Genomic DNA, 17,816 nt, shown 5'->3' on the forward strand with positions numbered 1-17,816 from the left:
AGCTCGCGCATGCGCACGCGGCTCCTGGACGCGGCGGTGGAGAGTCTGGTCGAGGTCGGCTACGCCGGTACCACCACACTCGAGGTGCAGAAGCGGGCCGGGGTGCCGCGCGGCACGCTGCAACACCACTTCCCGACCAAGGCGGATCTGCTCGCCGGTGCCGTCGAACATCTGGCCGAGCGCCGATTCGCCCAGCTGACAAGGGAATTCGAGGCGATTCCGGTCGATGCCGATCGACTCGAAACCGCGGTCGAGCTGACCATGCGCATGTTCACCGGGCCGTCGTTCTGGGCGGCGCTGGAGATGTGGGTCGGCGCGCGCACCGACCCCGAGCTGCTCGCCGCTTTCCTACCGCTGGAGCATCGACTATTCGACCTGATGCACAACAGCATTCGCGATATCTTCCGTCAGGAGTTCCCGGATGACCCGCGCGTGCCGACCATTACCGAATTCACCATCGAGATCATGACCGGTCTCGCCATGCGTGTGCTGCTCACCGGCGATCTGGACCGCAATCGAATCCTCCGGCGGCGCTGGGGAAATGCGGTCCGGATCCTGCTCGGCACGGCGGATCCGGCAACACTGACGGTCAGGAATGTGGACTGATGGTGTCGAGCAGGACCTGCGCGCAGCCCGCCGGATCGTCGAAGAACGGGGTGTGGCCGCTGCCGTGCAGCGTGACGTGGCGGGCATTCGGCAGCACGGTGCGTGCCTTCCTGCTCTGGGTGGCGTAGGTCAGCAGGATATCCCGGTTGCCCCACGCGATGGTGACGGGAATGTCGGCCAGCGCACCGATTTCGTGCAATTTCGCATCGGTGAAGGAGGCAAGGGCGGGCTCGAAGCCGGGTGCGTCGGCCGCGTCGGCGGCGGTGTCGATGGCCACCTGTGGATCGATCGCCCACGGCTTGCCGAAGACCAGTGACAGGAATGCGGTGCGGCCCGCGGCGGTGCCGAGCACGTCGGGCAGCCATCGGCGCAGTACCAGGGCCAGTTGGCGGGATTTGCCGAGCGACTGTTGGCACCACACCCGGCCGGGGGTGTCCCAGAATCCGATCGGCGAAAATGCCGTGACCGAGCGGGCCGCACCCCGCGCGCCGAGGTTAAGGCTGATGAGTCCGCCCATCGAATTGCCCGCAAGATGCGGACGCTCGATGCCCTGTTCGGTGAGGAAGTCGGCGAGTGCTTCGGTGAGGGTGTCGACGGTGGTGTGCTCGATCGGCGCGGAACCGGCGAAGCCGGGCAGATCGACGGCGATGACATCGAAGGATTCGGCGAGGGTGTCGATGATCGGCTCCCACACCTGCCAGCGGCTGCCTACGCCGTGCACCATGACCAGCGGTTCCCCCGCGCCTGCCCGGTGGTGGTTCAACGTCGTCATAGCTGTGACCGTACAGCGATTCCCGGCGGTCGGACCGAGATTTCCGGCCACGGCCGAGGCGGGATTCGCGCTGGTAGTCAGCCGAAACGCCGGTACGATAAATGGTATGGCAACGCGTAAGGTCACCCTCTCGCTGGACGAGGCGTCCTGGGCCTTCGCCGAACAGGCGGCGGCTCGCGCTGGGATGTCGCCGTCGGCGTGGATATCGAAGGCAGCGCGTCGCGAAGCCGTTCGGACCGGCGTCGGTCCGGTACCCGATGTGACGGCGCTGGCCGGGGCGGACGAGGCGGAGCTGGCCGCCGCCGAGGAGGCGATGCGTGCGCAGGGGTGAACTGTGGACCTATCACCCACACGGTTCGCCGCGGCGCCGTACCGTCGTGCTCATCAGCAGTGATGGCATCAATGAATCACCGAGGCAGTGGCTGATCGCCGCCGAGGTCGTCGACGAGGACCCGCTGGACATTCTGGCTGTGCCCGTGGAGCGGCACGGTTGGGTGCACGCCGGGAATATCGGTCGCATCTATCGCGGCTGGCTGGCCGAGGCCATCGACGAGATGGAAGCGGATGCGCTGGAGCGGTTGGATACCGCGTTGCGCGCGGCCATGGACCTGTAACCCCTTCCCGACTGGGAAGTCGATCGCCGCGCTACCGCTTGACCCCGTACGGCATTATCGTTGCGGCACCACCGCGGTGGCCGTGTATTCGAACTGAATCGAGAAGAGGAATCAGGTGCGGACCTTCCTGATCGCCGCAGCGCTCGTCGCGCTGCCGGTACTGGCGGCTTGCGGCAACGACAAGGCCGCGGACCAGCCCGCGGTAACCCAAGCGGACCTCTCCAAGTCGCTGCAGGACAAGGGACTCAAGGACAAGAGCCTGGCCGACTGCGCCGCCAAGCTCTATGTGGACCAAGGCATTTCGCAGGAGGGCCTGCGCAAGATGATCAGCGACGAATACGACACCAAGGCCGCGGACCCGAATAATTTCGGCATGAGCCAGTCCGATGCCGATAAGGCCCGCGAGGCCAACACCAAGATCTTCACCGAATGCCGCGCGAAATAACGGGTTGACCTCCGCCCCGAACCCAGTGGGTTCGGGGCGTGGCCCGGTGAAGCCATTGCGCCACTACGACACTCAGCGGCTCAGGTCAGGGAGTTGACCGGCATAGTGGCTGGTCTGATAAAGTCGCGGACGCGCATAGCGCGCTGCCGATGTAGTTCAATGGTAGAACTTCTGCTTCCCAAGCAGACAGCGCGGGTTCGATTCCCGTCATCGGCTCAAAAGGGCCCTGACCAGCATATTTGCGGTCGGGGCCCTGTTGTTTGCGCAGGCCTACGCGGTTCGATCGCGGCGGTGTTTGCGGTGGCTCGTGTCGCACAGTGGGTAATTCTTCGAGCGACGGCACAGGCAGATGGCCACCAGGAAACGGTCGCAGTGCAGTGTTCGTCCGTCGGCAGTCACCAGCTCGACCGGGCCCTCGACCAACATGGGCCCGTCGTCGGTGAAGGACAGTCGGCGTACCGGATCAGATTCGGTCGGCACGGATCACCACCAGCTCTTCATGTCGTTGTCGTGGACCGATCAAACCGGTCGCCTCGAGCCAGGCGGCGCGCCCGCGCATCACCGGACCGAACGGCAGGATGGCCCTGGCGACGATCGCCGCCTTCAGTCCGCCGCCGCGCAGTTGGGTGAGGGTGCGATCCGGATCGCAGACCGCGGAGTGCACGATCAGCCCGATACCGTTGTGCGCCAACAGCGTCGGCAATCTGCCGCACAGCTGGTTCAGTACGGTCCTGCCGTGCTGTCCGGCGTCCCAAGCGCGCGTATGCCCCCGACCCGGGTGAGCGCTCGGTACATACGGCGGATTGGCGACCACCACATCGAATCGGCGATCGCCCAGCGCGGTGGCGACATCGCCGCGCACGACCTCCACGCCGATGCCGCGGATGCGGCTGTTGAGCCAGGCCGAGGCGACCGCCGCCCGGGAGATATCCACGGCGGTGACCGACGCGGCTCCGGCCAGCGCCGCGTGGATCGCGAGTACTCCGGTTCCGGTGCAGGCATCCAACGCGCGCCCGCCGCGCGGCACCGGAGCGTCCCGCATGGCGCGGGCGAGCAACCAGGTATCGGCTTGCGGGCGATAAACGCCCGGCGGGCGAATCAACATCACATTCGCCGATTAACCCGAATAGTGCGCGGCAATCGGGTCCGCTGGTATCGAATCGGGGCCGAGGAGTCCGGGACCGCGCAGCGAACTGCGCCCATGTGCCCAGCTCTGGGCGAGAACATGATCGGCGAAGCGATCTTCGAGCAGGTTGGTGGCCTGGATGCCGAGGACGATCGACGAGGTCAGTTCGGGTTGGCGGGCGATCAGGTCGCCGATCACATCGCGTCGCATGACCTGTTCGTGGACCGCGTCCGCCTCGACATGTTCGGTGTAGAACCGCACGCACTGCGGGGCCGCATCGAGTCTGCGCAGGGCTTCGACCATCCGTGCCGCCCCCGGCGACGATGTTGTCTCAACGGTTGCGAAGTGTCCGACCAGCGCACCGCGCAAGTGCCGATGCAGCCCGAATAGCGACATCATGTTGACCACCGCCAGCATCGGCGCGGGCACCACATCGAGGTAGTACAGATAGCCGGACTCCAGCCCGGCCGCGGCCATCAGGTCCGCGTAGAGCTGTGCGTGCACGCGCTCGCCGCGCCCGCCACCGAATTCGTCGAACTCCACCGCGACCAGCGATGCCTTGGCCTGACCGCGCAGTCTGGGGATCACCCACGCATACGGATCGGCCTCCTTGTGGTGGTAGATCGATCGATGCACGAAATACTCACGCAGCTGCCACCATTCACCGGCCTCCCACAGGTGCGCGCCGATGCCGGTCGGCTCGGTGGGCTCGGTGACCAACTGTGTCAGCTCGGCGTCCAGGTCCGTGCCGCCCGGCACGTCCCGCAGCAGCGCGTCGAGGAACTGTTTTTCACATGCGGCCCGCAATTCCAGTAACCGCGGATTCCACTCCCACCCTGGATCGACCCCGTCGAACCCCTGGTAGTGCAGCTCGTAACACAGCTGCAGAGCCAGTTGCAGATCTTCGCCGTACGGATCCGCATCGATCATGGGCGGAACGGGGCCACCGCCATCCCCGCGCAACACCTCGATGATCCCCGCGGAGAGTTCCCCGCGCGGTCCGGGCAGCACGGGCGCCGAAGTATCGACTGCTGTCATGGTTGCGCAATACCCGACCTCGGCGAATCTATCGCCGCGCCGTCGGCCGAACTCGCGCGCGAATGGCGGCTGAGGAGCGGTATCGAGCAGGCGCTACGCTCGTCGGCGTGCTGCTTTCCGATCGTGACATCCGTGCGGAGATCGCCGCTGGGCGTCTCGGTGTCGAGCCGCTGCTGGAAAACCTGATCCAGCCGTCGAGTATCGATGTGCGGCTCGATGGGCTGTTCCGGGTTTTCGACAACAGCCGCTACACCCATATCGATCCAGCGCAACGTCAGGATGAGCTGACCAGCCTGGTCGAGCCCGACGAGGGTGAGCCCTTCGTGCTGCATCCCGGCGAATTCGTGCTCGGCTCCACACTGGAGGTCTGCACGTTGCCGAATGATCTGGCCGGTCGGCTGGAAGGCAAGTCCAGTCTCGGACGGCTCGGCCTGCTGACCCATTCGACAGCGGGCTTCATCGATCCTGGCTTCAGCGGACACATCACGCTGGAACTGTCGAATGTGGCGAATCTGCCGATCACCCTGTGGCCGGGTATGAAGATCGGTCAGCTGTGCCTGTTGCGCCTGACCAGCCCGGCCGAGAACCCCTACGGCAGCACCAGCGCGGGCTCGAAGTACCAGGGCCAGCGCGGGCCGACACCCTCGCGGTCCTATTTGAACTTCCCGCTGCCCACCTAGGTCGATTTGCCAAGTGGCAGTGCGGGTTTCGGCGAACCGGAAGTAGCGCGGCAACCCGTACGTCGGCGTCGACCCGAGCGATCTTCCTCGGCTCGCTCGAATCGTGCGCCCACGTACGGGTTTCGGCTCCGGCATGCAACTCCGGTGCCCTTTCGCTGCCATTCGCCAGCATGGAATCGGCTCGCAAACACCCGACCGAGTCCGCCCCTGTCGACTGCCAATAGAGGGGCGGACTCGGTAGGCCCGGCGCCGAGTGGCGGCGGGGACCGACGACGCATTCAGTCCCCGCCACCCGCCCCCACCGCGAGTGCCGCCGTGACAACGACGGATAACGGTGGGAGCGTGTCGCCGCGACTCGGTGGGTTGACCCAGAAGCACCCTTCCCGGGTCCACCGCCCGAGCCCGGTCGGCAACATCACGGCACTGCCGATGGCCGGAATGCCTATATCGAGACGGTTCAGCACCTCCAATACCTGTGCGCCCGGCCGACTGTCCGGCGCGGCGAGGAAGCTCCAGCGGATCTGCCTGGCCAGCATGGGGCCCCTCGTCCCCTGCTGTTCCATTGCGGCCCTGACCTTTTCGGCCCGAGTCGTCGGCAGATGGACAACGCATACCCGGCCGGTGATGGGCAGCATCACGAACCCGCCGCGTTCGGTGACCGGCAATCCGAACTCGTGCCGGTAGTAGGCCACCCAATCGTCGACTGTTCTGAGTTTCTCCACATTCACGGCCAACTCCTTGCCTCCTCGGTCCAAGGGTCCTGTGCCGGATGGCGATTCGGGAATTGCCCACCCGCCCGCCTTCCACTGCCTTTCCGCTGCCTCTGATAGCCGAATGCTTTTGCCTGTGGCCGCACTCACAAACCGCTCGTACTCTGAGAAGGAGTTCGTTCGGAAGGGATGCCATCGTGGTCCGGCAGTGGTCAGGTAAGGAGGCCCGTGCCCTTCGCGATGCCAGGCGGATGAGTATCCGGGAGTTCGCGGCACATCTGGGAGTGCACGAGCGGCTGGTATCGAAGTGGGAGGCCGGTGGCGCGCGGGTCCATCCGCGTCCGGTCAATCAAGCCGCCCTCGATACCTCCCTGGCCAGGTCCGACGAGGTTGTGCGGGCACGGTTCGCGGCCATGATCGATCAGCCCGTATTCGATCGACCGACCGCGCCCGGATTCGACAGGCGGGCCGATGCCTCGGCCCGCGCCAACTATTCCAGTGACGCGGACCTTTTGGCTCTCATAGACGCCGGTGCGATGAGAGGTGATGCGTTAGCGGCGATTTCGGAGAGGGATCTGATTATGGCGGCTGCCCACGAGGCGAGCGAGCACGCCGGCCGGGCCGAGAGCACCAATGTGGGCGCCACCACGTTGGAACAGCTCGATGCTGATGTCACGCGCATCGCGAATGAATATGTGCACATCCCGCCGGTACCGATGATGGTGGAGATGCTGCGAGTGCGACGCCGGGTCTACCGGCTGTTGGAGGGGCATCAGCGCCCCGCCGATACCAGCCATCTGTATCTGCTGGCGGGCACGCTGTCGGGATTGCTCGCCAATGCGAGCACCGACCTCGGCTATCTCGATGCCGCCGGTGAGCAGATCAGAGCGGCCTGGGCCTATTCCGAATTGTGTGGTCACAACGGGTTGCGCGCCTGGACCCGCGGCATGCACGCGCTGATCGAATACTGGTCCGATCGGCCGCGCCGGGGAGTGCTGCTGGCGCAGAGCGGGCAGGAGTTCGCCGAATCGGCCACGGCCAAGGTTCGACTATTGAACATCGAGGCCAGGATCTGGTCCCGGTTGGGCAGTGACGCCGATGCCGACCGCTGCATTCGGGCCGCCGAGGATGCCCGCGAGGCGGCCGATACCGACTCGCTGCACGACGAGGTCGGCGGCGTCTTCGGCTTCAACGAGGCCAAGGCCCATTACTACGCGGGTGCGACCTATATCCATCTCGGTCAGGCCGAACCCGCATTGGCCGCGACCCAACAGGCCATCGAGTTGTATGCGAACGGTCCGTCCGAGCGGCGCTCCTACGGCACGGAGGCGATGGCCCGGGTCGACAGCGCCGCGGCGCATCTGATCAATGGCAGCCTCGACGGTGCGTCCGCCGCCCTGCTTCCGGTGCTCGGCCTCGTCGAGGACAAACGCATCGCGCAACTGGAGGAACGGCTCATCGGGCTGCGGCGGCGGATCGCCGGACCGCAGTTCCGCGACGCCGTCGAGGCGCGGTTACTCGATGAGAAAATCGAGGAGTTCTGCGGATCCACTGCGGCCAAAGGCATCCCGCCGGGGAATTCGTCGTCGTAATTCGAGCGCACTGGATCTCGCTGCGGCTACAAGCACTCTCGACCACAACGGAGCGAGACTTACGAGCGACCCGTTCGCGGCCCGTCTCGCGTCCGAGTCGTCGAAGCGCATGCGCCGCAGGCGCGAGTCTCGACGGCTCGGACGCGAGACACCAGGGGGCCGCGAACACGCCGCGGCCACGCGGCCAAAAATACAGATGGCACCATAGGCAAGGTGAGTCCTAGCCATTTACCGCACCATCCGCCGCGCGTGCTGGAGCAATCCACGAAGCTGCAGAACGTCCTCTACGAAATTCGTGGACCGGTGGGCGCGCATGCGGCACGGCTGGAGGCGGAGGGGCATCGCATCCTCAAGCTGAATATCGGCAACCCTGCGCCGTTCGGATTCGAGGCGCCCGATGTGATCATGCGCGACATCATCGCCGCACTGCCGTATGCCCAGGGCTATTCCGAATCCAAGGGCATCCTCTCGGCCCGGCGCGCCATCGTGACCCGGTATGAGCTGGTTCCCGGCTTTCCCGAACTCGATGTCGACGACGTCTACCTGGGCAACGGCGTCTCCGAGCTGATCACCATCACCATGCAGGCGCTGCTCGACAACGGTGACGAGGTGCTGATCCCGGCCCCGGATTATCCGCTGTGGACGGCCATGACCAGCCTGGCCGGGGGCACCCCGGTGCACTACCTGTGTGACGAATCCAACGGTTGGCAGCCCGATATCGCCGATATCGAATCGAAGATCACCGCCAAGACCAAGGCGCTGCTGGTCATCAACCCGAACAACCCGACCGGCGCGGTGTACTCCACCGAGGTGTTGCAGCAGCTGGTCGACCTGGCGCGCAAGCATCAGCTGCTGCTGCTGGCCGACGAGATCTACGACAAGATCCTCTACGACGATGCCAAGCACATCTCGCTGGCGACGCTCGCGCCCGATCTGCTCTGTCTGACCTTCAACGGACTCTCCAAGGCCTACCGGGTCGCGGGCTACCGCTCCGGCTGGTTGGCGATCACCGGACCCAAGGAGCATGCGGCCGGTTTCCTCGAGGGCATCGATCTGCTCGCCTCGACCAGGCTTTGCCCGAATGTGCCTGCGCAGCATGCGATTCAGGTGGCACTGGGCGGACATCAGAGCATCGAGGATCTGATCCTGCCCGGCGGGCGACTACTCGAGCAGCGCGATGTGGCGTGGGAGCGGCTGAATATGATCCCGGGCGTTTCCTGTGTGAAGCCGAAGGGTGCGCTCTACGCGTTCCCGAAGTTGGATCCGAACGTCTATGAAATCCACGATGATTCGAAGCTGATCCTGGATCTGCTGCTGCAGGAGAAGATCTTGATGGTGCAGGGCACCGGATTCAATTGGCCGAATCATGATCATCTGCGGATCGTCACGCTGCCGTGGGCACGGGATCTCGCGGTGGCCATCGAGCGCTTCGGGAACTTCTTGTCGAGTTACCGGCAGTAGCGGGCTGGGCGGTCCGATCTTCGGCGCCAGCGTGTGCTGGGCTACCGGATCGCCCTGCTTCTGGGGCCGAAACATACCCTGCGTACGGATATTCAAGAGTTTTAGTTACTAGCTAGCGCTAAACGAGACTTTTTGTGTACAGTGTCTCTTGGCACTTCGAGTGCCCGGTCAAGTTGTCTACCCCCCCTGGACAACCTGACCTCGGGTTAGGCTGCCTACCCCCCTGGGCGCCGACCTGCGGGCGGCGGAGACATCCCCCTGCTCTCCGCCGCCCCCTCCCGATCTTCCATTCGGAACCTTTCCTGACTCCGCGTCGGTCACTGTCGGTCCGTGAATCCGATCTTGAAAATGAAATCCTTTAAGCTCGCACCCTGGACTACAGACGAAAAGGTAGGAGTCCGGTGAGCCATGAGTGATCATCACCATCACCACGACCATTCCGGCCCCATCGCGATCGGCGCGACCGCGGCCCGTGTCGTCGTCGGGCTGCTCGCGGCGATCGGAGTCGTGGTCGTGATCGCCGCCATCGTGCTGTGGCCGAGCAGTCAGCACATCGATATTCCGCTGCCGATGCAGAACGCGGGCGGTGGCGCGGTACAGACCGAGGCCGGAACCGTGGTGATGCAGGACCTCGGCGCCTGCGGCAGCAGTTCGATCGGCAAGGTGTTCATCGATAAGCCCGAGCAGCCGCGTGCCGCCGGATATACCTGTCAGCGCAGTCTGATCAGCATCGATTCGGGTCCGCACAAGGGCAATCACACCCTGTTCGAAATTGCGCCCGGCCCAGGCCAACCCGATCTGCACGCCGGTGATCACATCCGGATCGTGCGGCAGACCGATCCGAGCGGGATGCCGCTGTACTCGTTCGAGGACTATTCGCGCGGGCTGCCGTTGATGCTGATCGTGCTGGCCTTCGTCGTCGTGGTGATCGTGGTGGCGCGCTGGCGCGGATTGCGGGCACTGCTCGGGCTGATCTTCGCCTTCGCGGTGCTCGTGCTGTTCATGCTGCCCGCACTGTTGGACGGCAAGCCCGCCATTCCGGTCGCGCTGGTCGCGGGTGCGATGATCCTGTATGCCGTGCTGTATCTCGCGCACGGGGTGAATCTGCGCACCAGTTCGGCGTTGCTCGGCACTCTGACCTCGATGATCGTCGCGGCGGTGCTGTCCTGGGTCGCCATCGAGATCACCCATCTGACCGGGCTGTCCGAGGAACAGAACACCAATGTCGCCACCTACATTCAGCACGTCAGCATTACCGGTCTGCTGCTGGCCGGCTTCATCATCGGTTCGCTCGGTGTGCTCAACGACGTCACCATCACCCAGGCCTCGGCCGCCTTCGAACTCGCCGCCATCGACCAATCCGCCTCGCGCCGCGAGGTTTTCGCCGCCGCCATGCGCGTCGGCCGGGACCACATCGCGAGCACGGTCTACACCCTGGTGTTGGCCTATGCCGGTGGCGCGCTGCCGCTGCTGCTGCTGTTCAGCGTCGCTGGCCGCTCCATCCGGGACGTGCTGACCGGTGACGCGGTCGCCATCGAAATCGCTCGCTCCTCCGTCGGCGGTATCGCGCTGGCCCTTTCGGTCCCGTTGACCACCGCCATCGCCGTCATGCTCGCCCGCCCCTTCGGTCACAAGCCCGAACCCGCGGCCCCCGCCAGGCACTCGCGTCATGCGAGGTCCGAGTCGTCGGCAGCGGCCCGGCGCTCCGGCGGTCCGGCCAAGCGGTCCAGCGGCGCAGTGGCCACCGATACGAGCAATACCGGACGCCGACGGATATCGGATCAATCCCGGGACAACGAGGCGGGCACCGGCTCACACCGCCAGGTCAGCTGGGACGATCGAGCCTCCAATCCCCGTGCATACGACCGTAATCGCGGCTACCGCAGCGCTGATCCACAAGAGTACGAATCCGATTACGAGACCGGCCACCGCGGCTACCGCCGCCCGGATCCTCGCGGATACGAGAGCACGGGGGACGACGAGGGTCCCGCCCCTCGATAACTGCCGCAGTGCTCAGCTGGTGCCGTGTCCAGATAGCTTCTGCCGTATCGCCGCTCGGCCCGGGGTCCGTCGAACGTAGTTGAATGGTGGTCGCCTACGACGAAGTCGACCGCCATATCACTACGCTCGGCGAGCTGCTGGAGGCGGATAGGGCGGCAACCAGCTCAGCGCGGTCCCGGCGGTGGGAATGGAAAGACCTCGGGTGGAATCGTCGGCACCACGATCGGCGGTAGGCCTGGTACGACAATGGTATTCGGGCCGGGTGTGGGCGGGGCCTCGGATGTTGTAGTGCGGCGCACGGGCGGCGGTGCGGCCACCGACTCGCTGGACTCGGTGGTGCTGGCGGGGGCGACGGCGATCTGCGGGTCCAAGGTGGTGGTGCGCGGCGGGTTGGTCGGGGAGACCGAGGTGGGGCGGTCACTGCTCTGTGAATCGCGCGTGAGAACCTGTGGACCGTAACCGAGTCCGAGTCCGATCGCCGCGACCACAGCCAGCGCGCTGACGGTCAGCACCGCACCATTGATCTCCCGCTTGCCACGGCGCCGCTTGGCCGGTGCGGATAGCCAGGCGGGTGAGAGGTCATCATCATCGAGCAGCGCATCGGCGGCGGGCGCGTGCCGCTGCGGGGTCTGCACGACCGTGCGAACCGGACGCGCCATCAGTGCGGCACCGCGGGTGACCACCGTCTCCGGGCTGTCCGGAACGATGACCGGCACCCCCATCCACCGCTCGAGGACCTTGGCGATCAGCGGAATTCGCGCGCAACCGCCGATCGCGAGCACACCGTGCACCGGACGATCCGAGCGCACGATGACATCGCGCGCCATCCGCGCCGACGATTCGATCGCCAGCATGATCAGGGCTTCGAATTTCTCCTGGGCCAGTAGCACCAGCCCTTGTTCGCTCGGCAGGGCCACCGCGGTATTCGAGGACAATTGCTCCTTGGCCTCGCGGCACAGCGCGTCCAGCGCGGCCAGCCCCGCCGAGTCCGGCGGATGCGCGATCCGGCCCGAGGCGATCTGCTGTTCGCGGATCAGCGAATCCAGATAGTCGCCGCTGATATCGCTGGTGCGTTCGCTGTGGCGGATCTCCCGGGTCTGGGTGTCGACGACGCTGACCGTCAGTCCGGAGCTGCCGAGGTCGTAGACGACGAGTGAGGAGATGCCGCGGATATCCCCGGTGGCCTGGGCGAATTCGACCGCCGCGATAATTTCGGGCACCAGTTCGTAATTGGTGAGCTGCTGGCGCGCCATGGCCGCGCGCAGCGCCTTGGCATGCTGCTCACTGCGGTAGGCGATCGCGGTGGCCGCGATGCCGGGCATGGCTTCCAGCGTCACGCCGATCGCCTCGGCGGCCAGTTCCTCTACCTGCTGCTCGACAACCGGAATGGTCTGTAGATCGAAGGAATGCGGGCCGATGGGGCCGTGGGGGCTCGCGGTGTGTGGTCGCGCCATTCGGACGGCGCCGGCCCCCACCGAAACTCCCAGAACCGAACTCATCAGCTGCCCATCCCGTTTCACACATCACGACATGCGAGCCTGCGCCGCCCGCCGGTGGATCGGCCCGCTCCCGGGACCCTACCGTCGACGTCCGACAGACCCGAAGGCAGGAGCTGATCGTCCCCACGTCGCAGGCAACTCTACGGTGTGCCGAGTCCGGCGTACACCCATCCGGCGGCTCTCCAGGTGGCACGATTGAGACAGTTCCGGCCGTCGATGATCGACCGTTTGCGAACCACCGAGTCGAGGTCTTGCGGACGCAATGTGACGAATTCGTCCCACTCGGTCAGCACCAGTACTACATCGGCGCGATCGCAGGCCTCGGTCACCGAGGTCGCGTAATTCAAGGTGGGGAAGACCCGTCGCGAATTCTCCGCCGCCTTAGGGTCGTACACCGTCACCACCGCGCCGTGCAGTTGGATCATCCCGGCCACATTGAGCGCGGGCGAGTCACGCACATCGTCGGATTCGGGTTTGAAGGCCGCACCGAGCACCGCCACATTGGCGCCGAGCAGCGATCCGCCACAGGCCCGCGCGGCCATATCGACCATCTTGGTGCGGCGGCGCATATTGATGTTGTCGACCTCGCGCAAGAAGGCCACCGCGTGATCGGCGCCGAGTTCGCCAGAGCGCGCCATGAACGCGCGGATGTCCTTGGGTAGGCAGCCGCCGCCGAAACCCAGTCCGGCATTGAGGAATCGGCGGCCGATGCGCGCGTCGTAGCCGAGCGCGTCGGCCAGCATGGTCACATCGGCGCCGGTCGCCTCGCAGACCTCGGAGACCGCGTTGATGAAGGAAATCTTGGTCGCCAGAAAGGCATTCGCGGAGACCTTGACCAATTCGGCGGTGGCCAAGTCGGTCAGCAGGAACGGCACCTCGGCCGCGATCAGGTCCGCGTAGATCTCGCGCACCAATTCTTCCACCCAGTCCGCGCTTTCACGTTCGCGGTCGACGCCGAGTACCAGCCGGTCCGGGCGCAGCGTGTCCTTCACCGCGAAACCCTCGCGCAGGAACTCCGGATTCCAGGCCACTTCGACCTCGGCATCGGTGAGCGCGCGGGCCCGCGCACCCAGTGCCGCGGCGGTCCCCACCGGCACCGTCGACTTTCCGACGATCACCGATGGCCGCTCCAGCAACGGCGCGAGCGTATCCACCACGGCGTGCACGTATTTCAGGTCCGCGGCGTACTCGCCCTTCTTCTGCGGTGTGCCGACACCGAGGAAATGCACCTGGGCATGGTCGGCGGCCTCCGCATACGAGGTGGTGAACCGCAGCCGACCGGCGTCCAGGTTCCGGCGCAGCACCTCCTCGAGCCCGGGTTCGTAGAACGGCACCACGCCATCGGACAGCTTCGCGACCTTGCCCGGATCGATATCCACGCCGATCACATCGTGTCCGAGGTCGGCCATGCACGCCGCGTGCGTGGCCCCGAGGTACCCGGTTCCGAAGACTGTGCATCGCATGATCGATTGATAAGTCCCGCCGATGGCCGTCCCACGTCAGCGAGGCAAGGGTCTCGGCAACAGCAGATGTACAGGTGGCGACACGAATTGCGGATAGCCTTGCTGACCTGCGCAAAACCCTCCGATGACGGCCTGGTTACCATCGATCCCGTGCGACGCCAGCGCAGCATCCGGGCCCGCAGCGCCTGGGCGGTACTCGGCGTTGCGATGGTGGCGTCGGTCGCGGGGCTGTGGCCGGTTTATGTCCGGCCGCAGGTCGATGTGCCCGCGAAAGCCGATGCGATTCTCGTGCTCGGCGGCGCACACGATGGGCGCGAGAAACTGGGACTGCGGCTGGCCAGCGAGGGTTACGCGCCCCGGGTGCTGTTCTCCGACCCATATGAGAACAGCGCGCTGGTGAATCGAATCTGCCACAGCCGCTACAGCTTTCAGGTCACCTGCTTCGATCCGTCGCCGCGCACCACGCGCGGTGAGGGTCGGGAACTCGCCGAACTCGCCGCGTCGCAGGGCTGGCGTCGCGTCATCGTCATCACCTTCACGCCGCATATTTCGCGGGCCCGCTACGTCCTCGGGAAATGCTGGGACGGCGAAGTGCTGATGGTGGATCCGCAGCCGCGTCTTTCCGTCGCCAGGTGGGCCTACGACTACGTCTACCAGTCCGCCGGATATGTCAAGGCCGTCTTCGAAGACTGCTAGTCCCGCACAAGTGCAGGCAGGTGGCCTCAGTTTGATTTTCCAGGTGGGACGGACGTACATTGCGTCTCATGGGGCCGCAGGACGACCCGATGCAATGACGCAGATCCCTCCGGGAGGGCAGATGGATTACGACTGGTCGGCGGCCGATCTGGCCTTTCGCGATGAGGTTCGCGCATTTCTCGACGAGAAGCTGACGCCCGATTTGCGGCGAGCCGGGCGCTTGGCGACGAGCGTGTACCCGGACCACGAGGCGAGCATGCGGTGGCAGCGCGTCCTGCACGAGCGCGGCTGGGCGGCACCGGCCTGGCCGGTGGAGCACGGCGGATGCGATTGGAGCCTCACCCAGCACTACATCTTCAATCGCGAGTCGACGCTGGCCGGTGCGCCTTCGCTCTCGCCGATGGGCATCCGGATGGTCGCGCCCGCGATCGTCGCATTCGGTACACCGGAGCAGAAGGCGTTCTATCTGCCGCGCATCCTGACCGGGGAAATCTTCTTCTGCCAGGGCTATTCGGAACCGGAGGCCGGTTCGGACCTGGCCGCCCTGAGCATGGCCGCAGTCGACGACGGCGCCGATTTCGTCTGCACCGGCAGCAAGATCTGGACCACCCACGCCACCGAGGCGAATTGGATCTTCTGCCTGGTCCGCACCTCGCGCGAGGGTAAGAAGCAGCAGGGCATCACCTTCCTGCTGATCGATATGACCACACCGGGTATCGAGATCCGCCCGCTGGTGATGACCTCCGGCGAACAGGTGCAGAACCAGGTCTTCTTCGATAACGTCCGGGTGCCGAAGACCAATGTGCTCGGTCGCATCGATGACGGCTGGACCGTGGCGAAATATCTGCTCGTGCACGAGCGCGGCGGTGCGGCCGCGCCGATGCTGCAGGTCATGGCCCAGGATGTGGCCACCGCGGCGGCCGGGCAGACCGGACCCGACGGCAATCCGCTGATCGATGACGCGGCATTCGCGGCGAAGCTCGCGGAGGCTCGAATTCGCACCGAGGTGCTGGAAATCCTGGAGTACCGCACGCTTTCGGCGATGGCGCACGGCAAGAATCCGGGTCCGGCATCGTCGATGCTCAAGATCCTGGCCACCGAATTGAGTCAGCGGCTCACCGAATTGGCGCTGGAAGCGGCCGGTCCGCGCGGACGCGTCTATCAGCCGCATGCCACCGCGCCGGGCGGGCCGATTGCCGAATTCACCCCGCCCGCCGACGGCTATCGCAGCGGTGCGGACTGGCAGGCCGTCGCGCCGCTGCGCTACTTCAACGACCGGGCGGGCTCGATCTATGCGGGCAGCAACGAAATTCAGCGAAATATCCTCGCCAAGGCAGCATTGGGGCTCTGATGGACTTCACCTTCACCGATGAGCAGGAACTGCTCCGCGACACGGTGGCCGGATTCCTCGGCGCCCGTTACGAATACAACAGCGTCGCGCAGCGACTCCATGAGGGGCGGTGGTCGGGCGACGGGTGGGCCAAGAGCCGGGGCGCCGCGAAATCCGATGCCGGATGGCAGCCGAGCGTATGGCGCGGATTCGCCGAGGAGCTGGGCATTCTCGGCGCCACCCTGCCCGAGCGGGTCGATGGCATGGGCGGTGGTCCGGTCGAAATGATGATCATCACCGAGGAACTGGGCCGTGCGCTGGTCGTCGAGCCGTATGTCGACACGGTGGTGGTCGGTGCCGGTCTACTGAACCGCGCGGGTGGCGCGCTCGCCGATTCGGTACTGCGTCAGATCGTTTCCGGTGCGGCGCGGACCGCGTTCGCGGCGCTGGAGCCGAGCTCGGGGCAGACGCTGCACGATGTGTCGACAACCGCGCGCCGCGACGGTGACGGGTGGGTTCTCGATGGCGTCAAGACCGTCGTGACCAGTGCGCCGTTGGCGACGCATCTGCTCATTACCGCGCGCACCGCCGGTGAGCGGCGCGATAAGGATGGAATCTCGCTGTTCCTCACCGAATTCGATGCCGCGAACCCGCCCGCCGGTATCGAGGTGCATTCGTATCGGACTATCGACGACCGGGTCGGCTCCGATCTCACCTTCAGCGGGCACCGGTTGCCAGCCGATGCGCTGCTCGGGGGCGAGGGCGCGGCCTGGGACGCGATCGATGCCACGGCGGACGAGGCGATCGCCGCGATCGCGTCCGAGGCGGTCGGCTGCATGCGAAAGGTATTGGCGGACACCGTCGAATACGCCAGACAGCGGCAGCAGTTCGGTCAGCCGATCGGCAGCTTCCAGGTGCTCCAGCATCGGATGGTCGATATGTTCATCGAGCTCGAGCAGGCCATTGCCGCGGTATACCTGGCCGTCTACTCGCTGGGTGCCGCAGCGGCGGACCGGGCGCGTGCGGCCTCGGCCGCGAAGGTCACCATCGCTCGGGCCGCGCGGTTCATCGGCCAGAATGCCGTCCAACTGCACGGTGCCATGGGTATGACCGAGGAACTCGCGATCGGCCACTACTTCAAGCGCCTGACCGCGATCGAATACGAATTCGGTTCCAGCGACCAACATCTCGCTCGCTATGTGGCGTTGACGAGGCCGTAGTAGTACTGGAGCGGGTCGGCAGGCCGACGCCGTAGCGGTCCAATCTCCGGACATCAATGGTTTGCACTGAAAAGCGAATCGGCCCGGGTGCGCAATGCGCGCACCCGGGCCGATCTCTATCCCGTCAGTTCTTGCGGCCGGGGGCCTTGGCACCGGATTTGAAGCCGAGGCCGCCGGGCTTGGCGGGTGGGGGTGTCACGGCGGGGGTGCCGTTGCCGTTGGGCTGGTCCGGTTCTGCGGCGGGTTCCGTCGCGGCCTCCGGGGTGGGGGAGGCTGGTTCGGCGGGTGCCGGGGTGGCCGTGCCGGGGGCCTTGGGGCCGGGGCGTTTGAAGCCGGACTTCATGGCCAGGCCCTTGGCGGGGAGGGACGGCTTGGTTTCGGTCGGGGCCGAAACCGCTTCGGAGGCAGGGGTTTCCGTTGCCGCGGCTTCGGCGGGGGCCGAGGCTGCCGCTCCGGGCGCCTTCGCCGCGCCTTTCATGGCGAGCCCTTTGCCCGGTGCCTTCGCCGGACCCTTCATCGCGAGCCCCTTGACCGGCGGCGTGGCCGGTGCCTCGGCGGCGGGA

The 17,816-nt window shown here is 65.9% G+C and carries 18 protein-coding genes, 1 tRNA gene and 1 pseudogene; 12 read left to right on the forward strand and 8 right to left on the reverse strand.

Annotation, left to right across the window (positions count from 1 at the left end):
• The first annotated feature begins 9 nt into the window (after positions 1-9).
• Positions 10-606: a TetR/AcrR family transcriptional regulator gene (locus tag NA5_RS31285; protein ID WP_245672482.1), complete on the forward strand. Its 597-nt coding sequence runs from the start codon at positions 10-12 to the stop codon at positions 604-606.
• Here NA5_RS31285 and NA5_RS31290 read toward each other — a convergent pair.
• The gene (locus NA5_RS31290; RefSeq protein WP_062992572.1) at positions 590-1,378 is read right to left on the reverse strand and encodes an alpha/beta fold hydrolase; all 789 of its coding nucleotides are present in this window, start codon (positions 1,376-1,378) and stop codon (positions 590-592) included. The genes NA5_RS31285 and NA5_RS31290 overlap by 17 nt on opposite strands.
• A 106-nt stretch (positions 1,379-1,484) precedes the next feature.
• Between NA5_RS31290 and NA5_RS31295 the strand changes: the two genes are divergently transcribed.
• The 4 genes from NA5_RS31295 to NA5_RS31310 all read left to right on the forward strand — a co-directional run bounded on the left by NA5_RS31295 (position 1,485) and on the right by NA5_RS31310 (position 2,653).
• Positions 1,485-1,709: a hypothetical protein gene (locus tag NA5_RS31295; protein WP_062992617.1), complete on the forward strand. Its 225-nt coding sequence runs from the start codon at positions 1,485-1,487 to the stop codon at positions 1,707-1,709.
• Positions 1,696-1,992 (forward strand): hypothetical protein, encoded by a 297-nt coding sequence (locus NA5_RS31300; RefSeq protein WP_062992574.1) that lies wholly within the window; start codon positions 1,696-1,698, stop codon positions 1,990-1,992. The genes NA5_RS31295 and NA5_RS31300 overlap by 14 nt, the downstream gene beginning before the upstream one ends.
• Before the next feature lie 115 nt (positions 1,993-2,107).
• Positions 2,108-2,437, forward strand: a complete 330-nt coding sequence (locus NA5_RS31305) for a hypothetical protein (protein ID WP_062992578.1) — start codon at positions 2,108-2,110, stop codon at positions 2,435-2,437.
• A gap of 145 nt (positions 2,438-2,582) precedes the next feature.
• Positions 2,583-2,653, forward strand: a tRNA-Gly gene (locus NA5_RS31310).
• Between the two features lie 54 nt (positions 2,654-2,707).
• On the opposite strand, the gene NA5_RS31315 is transcribed toward NA5_RS31310, so the two are convergent.
• Genes NA5_RS31315 through NA5_RS31325 form a run of 3 tightly spaced genes read right to left on the reverse strand, consistent with a single transcriptional unit; the run spans position 2,708 to position 4,601 of the window.
• A complete protein-coding gene (locus tag NA5_RS31315; RefSeq protein WP_084484564.1) occupies positions 2,708-2,863 on the reverse strand; it encodes a CDGSH iron-sulfur domain-containing protein in 156 nt (51 codons plus the stop codon).
• A 37-nt stretch (positions 2,864-2,900) separates the two neighbouring features.
• Positions 2,901-3,542 carry a HemK2/MTQ2 family protein methyltransferase gene (locus NA5_RS31320; RefSeq protein ID WP_062992582.1) on the reverse strand — a complete coding sequence of 214 codons (642 nt, stop codon included), beginning with the start codon at positions 3,540-3,542 and terminating at the stop codon, positions 2,901-2,903.
• Between the two features lie 12 nt (positions 3,543-3,554).
• On the reverse strand, positions 3,555-4,601 hold the full coding sequence (locus NA5_RS31325) for an iron-containing redox enzyme family protein (RefSeq protein WP_062992584.1): 1,047 nt from the start codon (positions 4,599-4,601) through the stop codon (positions 3,555-3,557).
• A gap of 107 nt (positions 4,602-4,708) precedes the next feature.
• Here NA5_RS31325 and dcd point away from each other — a divergent pair, with 107 nt between their 5' ends.
• Positions 4,709-5,281 (forward strand): dCTP deaminase, encoded by a 573-nt coding sequence (gene dcd, locus NA5_RS31330; RefSeq protein WP_062992586.1) that lies wholly within the window; start codon positions 4,709-4,711, stop codon positions 5,279-5,281.
• 278 nt (positions 5,282-5,559) lie between these two features.
• Here dcd and NA5_RS31335 read toward each other — a convergent pair whose 3' ends face one another.
• Positions 5,560-6,009, reverse strand: coding sequence for a hypothetical protein (locus NA5_RS31335; RefSeq protein ID WP_062992588.1), 450 nt, complete (start codon positions 6,007-6,009; stop codon positions 5,560-5,562).
• Positions 6,010-6,242: 233 nt separating this feature from the next.
• Here NA5_RS31335 and NA5_RS31340 point away from each other — a divergent pair, with 233 nt between their 5' ends.
• From NA5_RS31340 to NA5_RS31350, 3 genes and pseudogenes are all read left to right on the forward strand, one after another.
• Positions 6,243-7,583, forward strand: coding sequence for a helix-turn-helix domain-containing protein (locus tag NA5_RS31340; RefSeq protein ID WP_084484563.1), 1,341 nt, complete (start codon positions 6,243-6,245; stop codon positions 7,581-7,583).
• Between the two features lie 204 nt (positions 7,584-7,787).
• Positions 7,788-9,044: a pyridoxal phosphate-dependent aminotransferase gene (locus NA5_RS31345; RefSeq protein WP_062992592.1), complete on the forward strand. Its 1,257-nt coding sequence runs from the start codon at positions 7,788-7,790 to the stop codon at positions 9,042-9,044.
• A 408-nt stretch (positions 9,045-9,452) separates the two neighbouring features.
• Positions 9,453-10,721 (forward strand): annotated as a pseudogene (locus tag NA5_RS31350) (YibE/F family protein); the annotation flags it as partial.
• A gap of 488 nt (positions 10,722-11,209) precedes the next feature.
• On the opposite strand, the gene NA5_RS31355 reads toward NA5_RS31350, so the two are convergent.
• On the reverse strand, positions 11,210-12,499 hold the full coding sequence (locus tag NA5_RS31355; protein WP_062992594.1) for a DUF7159 family protein: 1,290 nt from the start codon (positions 12,497-12,499) through the stop codon (positions 11,210-11,212).
• A gap of 185 nt (positions 12,500-12,684) precedes the next feature.
• On the reverse strand, positions 12,685-14,007 hold the full coding sequence (locus NA5_RS31360) for a UDP-glucose dehydrogenase family protein (protein ID WP_062992596.1): 1,323 nt from the start codon (positions 14,005-14,007) through the stop codon (positions 12,685-12,687).
• 150 nt (positions 14,008-14,157) lie between these two features.
• On the opposite strand from NA5_RS31360, the gene NA5_RS31365 reads away from it, so the two are divergent.
• The 3 genes from NA5_RS31365 to NA5_RS31375 all read left to right on the forward strand — a co-directional run bounded on the left by NA5_RS31365 (position 14,158) and on the right by NA5_RS31375 (position 17,253).
• Positions 14,158-14,703, forward strand: coding sequence for a YdcF family protein (locus NA5_RS31365; RefSeq protein WP_307188889.1), 546 nt, complete (start codon positions 14,158-14,160; stop codon positions 14,701-14,703).
• A 121-nt stretch (positions 14,704-14,824) separates the two neighbouring features.
• Positions 14,825-16,054: an acyl-CoA dehydrogenase family protein gene (locus NA5_RS31370; RefSeq protein WP_062992598.1), complete on the forward strand. Its 1,230-nt coding sequence runs from the start codon at positions 14,825-14,827 to the stop codon at positions 16,052-16,054.
• On the forward strand, positions 16,054-17,253 hold the full coding sequence (locus NA5_RS31375; protein ID WP_062992601.1) for an acyl-CoA dehydrogenase family protein: 1,200 nt from the start codon (positions 16,054-16,056) through the stop codon (positions 17,251-17,253). Before NA5_RS31370 ends, NA5_RS31375 begins: the two co-directional genes overlap by 1 nt.
• A gap of 124 nt (positions 17,254-17,377) precedes the next feature.
• Here NA5_RS31375 and NA5_RS31380 read toward each other — a convergent pair whose 3' ends face one another.
• Positions 17,378-17,770, reverse strand: a complete 393-nt coding sequence (locus NA5_RS31380) for a hypothetical protein (protein ID WP_174555292.1) — start codon at positions 17,768-17,770, stop codon at positions 17,378-17,380.
• Between the last annotated feature and the right edge of the window lie 46 nt (positions 17,771-17,816).

Origin of the sequence: Nocardia anaemiae NBRC 100462 (assembly GCF_001612725.1) — a bacterium.
GTDB classification, from domain to species: domain Bacteria; phylum Actinomycetota; class Actinomycetes; order Mycobacteriales; family Mycobacteriaceae; genus Nocardia; species Nocardia anaemiae.

Coding starts and splice junctions, on each gene's coding strand:
- NA5_RS31285 (WP_245672482.1), top strand. CDS start 10: ATGCGCACGCGGCTCCTGGACGCGGCGGTGGAGAGTCTGGTCGAGGTC.
- NA5_RS31290 (WP_062992572.1), bottom strand. CDS start 1,378: ATGACGACGTTGAACCACCACCGGGCAGGCGCGGGGGAACCGCTGGTC.
- NA5_RS31295 (WP_062992617.1), top strand. CDS start 1,485: ATGGCAACGCGTAAGGTCACCCTCTCGCTGGACGAGGCGTCCTGGGCC.
- NA5_RS31315 (WP_084484564.1), bottom strand. CDS start 2,863: ATGTTGGTCGAGGGCCCGGTCGAGCTGGTGACTGCCGACGGACGAACA.
- NA5_RS31320 (WP_062992582.1), bottom strand. CDS start 3,542: ATGTTGATTCGCCCGCCGGGCGTTTATCGCCCGCAAGCCGATACCTGG.
- NA5_RS31325 (WP_062992584.1), bottom strand. CDS start 4,601: ATGACAGCAGTCGATACTTCGGCGCCCGTGCTGCCCGGACCGCGCGGG.
- NA5_RS31340 (WP_084484563.1), top strand. CDS start 6,243: ATGAGTATCCGGGAGTTCGCGGCACATCTGGGAGTGCACGAGCGGCTG.
- NA5_RS31355 (WP_062992594.1), bottom strand. CDS start 12,499: ATGGCGCGACCACACACCGCGAGCCCCCACGGCCCCATCGGCCCGCAT.
- NA5_RS31360 (WP_062992596.1), bottom strand. CDS start 14,007: ATGCGATGCACAGTCTTCGGAACCGGGTACCTCGGGGCCACGCACGCG.
- NA5_RS31370 (WP_062992598.1), top strand. CDS start 14,825: ATGGATTACGACTGGTCGGCGGCCGATCTGGCCTTTCGCGATGAGGTT.
- NA5_RS31375 (WP_062992601.1), top strand. CDS start 16,054: ATGGACTTCACCTTCACCGATGAGCAGGAACTGCTCCGCGACACGGTG.
- NA5_RS31380 (WP_174555292.1), bottom strand. CDS start 17,770: ATGAAGGGTCCGGCGAAGGCACCGGGCAAAGGGCTCGCCATGAAAGGC.